The organism is Sphingomonas bacterium, assembly GCF_903644055.1.
Lineage (GTDB): Bacteria > Pseudomonadota > Alphaproteobacteria > Sphingomonadales > Sphingomonadaceae > Sphingomonas_I.
In genome coordinates, this window is sequence record NZ_CAHJXD010000277.1 from 1 (window position 1) to 4,329 (window position 4,329).

Sequence of the window (4,329 nt, forward strand, 5' to 3'; positions counted from 1 at the left end):
GCTGATCGCCACGCCCGTCTGTGCGCAGGCGCCGGCCGCCGCGCCGCCCGTTCCGGCCGCGCCAGCCCCCACGACTCCCGCGCTCGAACCCGAAAGCCCGATGGCGCAGCTCCCCGAGTTGGGCGTCGCCTGGCCCGATCTCGACAGCGCGCCCGCCACGGGCACGGCTGCGGCACCGTCCGATGCCGCCAATCTCGGCGATACGCTCCACCGCTACCGGCTCGCGCTCGAGGGGGCTGACGCCGTCCCCGGCTTCGCCGCCCGCTTCAACCAGCTCTCCGCGCTCCACGCCGGCGAGGGCAAGCCCGCCAACAGCGCACAGATCGATCTCCGCGCGCGCGAGGACGAGGCGGTCGCGCGCGAGCTGCTGCGCGCGTTCGGCCATTATGACGGCACCGTCGCCAGCCGCATCACCGCGCCGCCCGATCAGGCCGCCACCGTCCGGCTGACGATCGATCCCGGCCCGGCCTATGCCTTCGCCACCGTTGGCCTCCCCGGCATCGAGACTGCCGGCCCGCGCGCGGGCAAGCTGCGCGAGAGCTTCGACGTCAAGCCCGGCGATCCCGTCGATGCCGACAAGGTCAACGCCGCGACGCTCGCCTTCCGCGCCGCGCTGGGCGTGCAGGGCTATCCCTTCGCCAAGGTCGCCGATCCGATCGTCACCGTCGATCACCAGACGCACCAGGCGCGGCTCGAGCTCGCCGTCACGCTCGGCGCGGTGGCGCGCTTCGGCCAGATCACGCCCGTAGGCCCGCGCCAGATCTTCACCGCGCACCACCTCCGCGAAATCGCGCGCTTCCACCCCGGCCAGCAATATGATTCGGCGCGGCTCGACGATCTCCGCCGCGCGCTGATCGCCACCGGGCTCGTCTCGGTCGCGACCGTCACCCCTGTTCCCACCAGCGATCCGGGCGTCGTCGACATCAGCGTCCACCTCGAACGCGCGCCGCCGCGCACCGTCGCCGCCGCGATCGGTTACGGCACAGGCGAAGGCGCGCGCGCCGAAGTTTCCTGGCAGCATCGCAACTTCTTCCCGCCCGAGGGCGCGGTCACCTTCCGCGGCGTCGCCGGCACGCGCGAGCAATCGCTGTCGGCGCTGCTGCGGCGCGCCAATTTCCGCGGCCGCGATCATGTCCTCACCGCGCAGATCGCCGCCGCGCACGTCAACTTCAATGCCTATAACGCGCGCACCTTCACCATCTCGGCGGGGATCGAGCGGCAGAGCAATATCATCTTTCACAAGAAATGGACCTGGTCGGCGGGCACCGAACTGGTCGCGTCGGACGAGCGCGACACGATCGTCGCCACCGGCGCGCCGCGCCGCCGCACCTATCTGGTCGCCGCGCTGCCCGGCAGTCTCGGCTATGACACGTCGGACGATCTGCTCAATCCGATGCGCGGCTACCGCCTCACCGCGCGTGTCTCCCCCGAAGTCTCGCTGCGGCAGGGCGCGATACCGTATATGAAGCTCCAGCTCGATGCCTCGGGCTATGTGCCGGTGTCGGGCCGGGTCACGATCGCCGGGCGCGTCCGCCTCGGTTCGATCCAGGGAATCACGCGCGACGATATCGCGCCGTCGCGCCGCTTCTACGCGGGCGGCGGCGGATCGGTGCGCGGCTTCGGCTACCAGAAGATCGGCCCGATCGACGTCAACGGCGATCCCGTAGGCGGGCGCGGCCTCGCCGAGGCGGCGATCGAGGCGCGCATCCGCTTCGGCAATTTCGGTGTCGTCCCCTTTCTCGACGCGGGCAACCTCTATGCCCAGCCGATCCCCAAGTTCACCGGGCTGCGCTACGGCGCGGGCATCGGCGCGCGCTATTATTCCAGCTTCGGCCCGATCCGCATCGATCTCGGCACGCCGATCAACCGCCGCGCGGGCGAATCGCGGATCGCGGTCTATGTCTCGCTGGGCCAGGCTTTCTGATGCGCGAGACCCCGGCGATCGCGGAGGCGGCGCTCGCCGGGCGCCCCCGCCCCGTGCTGCGCGCGCTCGGCTGGCTGATCGCCGCCGCGCTGCTGATCGTCGCGAGCGCGATCTACGGCGTCGATACCAGCCCGGGCCACCGGCTGATCACCGATCGCATCGCCGCGCTCCGGATCAAGAGCGGCCTGCGCATCCGCATCGGCCGGATCGATGGCTCGCTGTGGAACCACGCGGTGCTCCGCGACGTCCGCCTCTACGATCTCGACGGGCAATTCTTTGCAGCACCCGAGATCAAGCTCGATTGGCATCCGCTGGCCTGGGCGAACAACCGCCTGTCGATCGACGGCCTTTCCGCCGATCTGATCCGGCTCGCGCGGCTGCCGCACCTCCGCCCCGCAGCGCCGAACCGTCCGCTGCTCCCCGGCTTCGACATCCGCATCGGCCACCTCGCGGTCGGCAAGCTTGTGCTCGGCAAGGCGGTCGCGGGCTCGCCCGCCGAGGCGCGGATCGGCGCGCGGGCCGACATCCGCGACAAGCGCGCGATGATCGGGCTGCTCGTCGCCACCAACAAGGGCGATCGCGTCCTGCTCGATATGGATGCCGATCCCGAGGGCGATCGCTTCCGGCTCGGCGGCCATGCCGACGGGCCCGAGGGCGGCGTGCTCGGCGGGCTGTTCGGCAGCCGCCGTCCGGTGCATCTGGGCATCGGCGGCAAAGGCGGCTGGCGCGTGTGGAACGGCCGCGCGGCGATGACGCTGTCGGGCAGGCCCGTCGCCGATCTCGCGCTCGCCGCGCGTCGCGGGCGCTACGGTCTCGCGGGCTTTCTCGCGCCCTCCCCCTTCCTCCAGGGCAAGCTCCAGCGGCTGACGGCGCCGCGCCTCAAGGTCGCCGGCGAAGCGCGCCTCGCCGATCGCAAGCTCAGCGGCCGCCTCGCGATCGCCGGTCCCGCGCTCGCGCTCGAGACGGCGGGCACGATCGATCTCGCCGGCAGCGCCTTCGCGCCGCTGGGGGTGGATCTGCGGCTGCTCCAGCCCTCCGCGCTGTTCCCCAACATGAGCGGCCGCGACATCCGCCTCCACGTCGATTTCAAGGGGCCCTTCCGCACCGCCGAATATCGCTACACGCTGACTACCCCCCACCTCGCGTTCGACAATACGGGCTTCGACACCCTCCGCGCCACCGGCGCCGGCCACATCCAGCGCCTTCCCCTGCCGCTGCCGATCCGCCTGACCGCGCGGCGCGTCACCGGGATCGGCAGCGTCGCGGGCGGCATCCTCGGCAATCTCGGCGTCACCGGCCTGCTCGCGGTCGACGCCAGGCAGATCCTCGGCTCCGGCCTCGCGCTCACCTCGGACAAGCTCAGGGGCAAGCTCGGCCTCCATGTCGATCTGGTCACCGGCCGCTTCGATGTCGCGCTATCGGGCGGGCTCACGCGCTACCTCATCCCCGGCCTCGGCATCGTCGACGTCGATAGCGAGGTCACCGTCGTCCCCGGCCCCGCCGGGCTGGGCGCGATCGTCGCGGGCAAGGGCCGCGCCGACGTCCGCCGCTTCGACAACGCTTTCCTGCGCTCGCTGGCGGGCGGGCTGCCGCACCTGACGACCAACCTCGTCCGCGATCCCGATGGCACGATGCATTTCGCCAATCTCGTGCTGACCGGCCCGCAGATCCGCATCGTGGGCACCGGGATGCGCCGCCGCGACGGCAGCTTCCAGTTCGCAGGACGCGGGCTCCAGACGATCTACGGGCCGTTCCGCATCACGCTCGACGGGATGATCGACCATCCCAAGATCGATCTGCTGTTCGATCATCCGGTCGACGCGCTCGGCCTCCGCGCGGTGCGCGTCACGCTCGATCCCGTCCCGCAGGGCTTCACCTTCCGCGCGAGCGGCGGCTCCCATCTCGGCCCCTTCGCCGCCAACGGCGCGATCCGCACGCCGCCCGGCGCGCTCACGACGATCGAGATCGCCGCGCTCGCCGTCACCGGCACACGCGCGCACGGCCTGCTCCGCGCCGAACCCGCGGGCCTCACCGGCCGGCTCGATTTCGCCGGCGGCGGCATCGGCGGCGCGTTGCTCGTCGCGCCGCAGGGCAATGTCCAGAGGATCGAGCCGCACCTGACCTTCGCGGGCGCCCGTCTCGCCGCCGCCACCCCGATCGAGGTGCGCCGGGGCAAGCTCGACGGCGCGATCCTGCTCGATCCGGCGGGCACCCGGCTGACGCTCAGTTCGGGCTTCGCGGGCGTGAAGCGCGGCGGGCTCCAGCTCGCGCGCTTCGGCCTCGGTGCCAATCTCGTCGCCGGGCGCGGCACGGTCAGCGTCGTCGCCGCGGGCGCGCGCGGACGCAGCTTCTCGCTCCGCGCCGATGCCACGCTCGCCCCTCAGCGGATCAGCGTCGTGCTCGGC

Annotated in this window: 1 protein-coding gene and 1 pseudogene; both read left to right on the forward strand. The window is 72.1% G+C overall.

The window, feature by feature from the left end; all coding sequences use genetic code 11:
* The first annotated feature begins 1 nt into the window (after window position 1).
* Complete coding sequence (locus HUU94_RS11955; RefSeq protein WP_438827125.1) at window positions 2-1,924, forward strand: autotransporter assembly complex protein TamA; 1,923 nt, start codon at window positions 2-4, stop codon at window positions 1,922-1,924.
* Window positions 1,924-4,329, forward strand: a pseudogene (locus HUU94_RS11960) (translocation/assembly module TamB domain-containing protein); the annotation flags it as partial. The gene HUU94_RS11955 and the pseudogene HUU94_RS11960, both read left to right, overlap by 1 nt.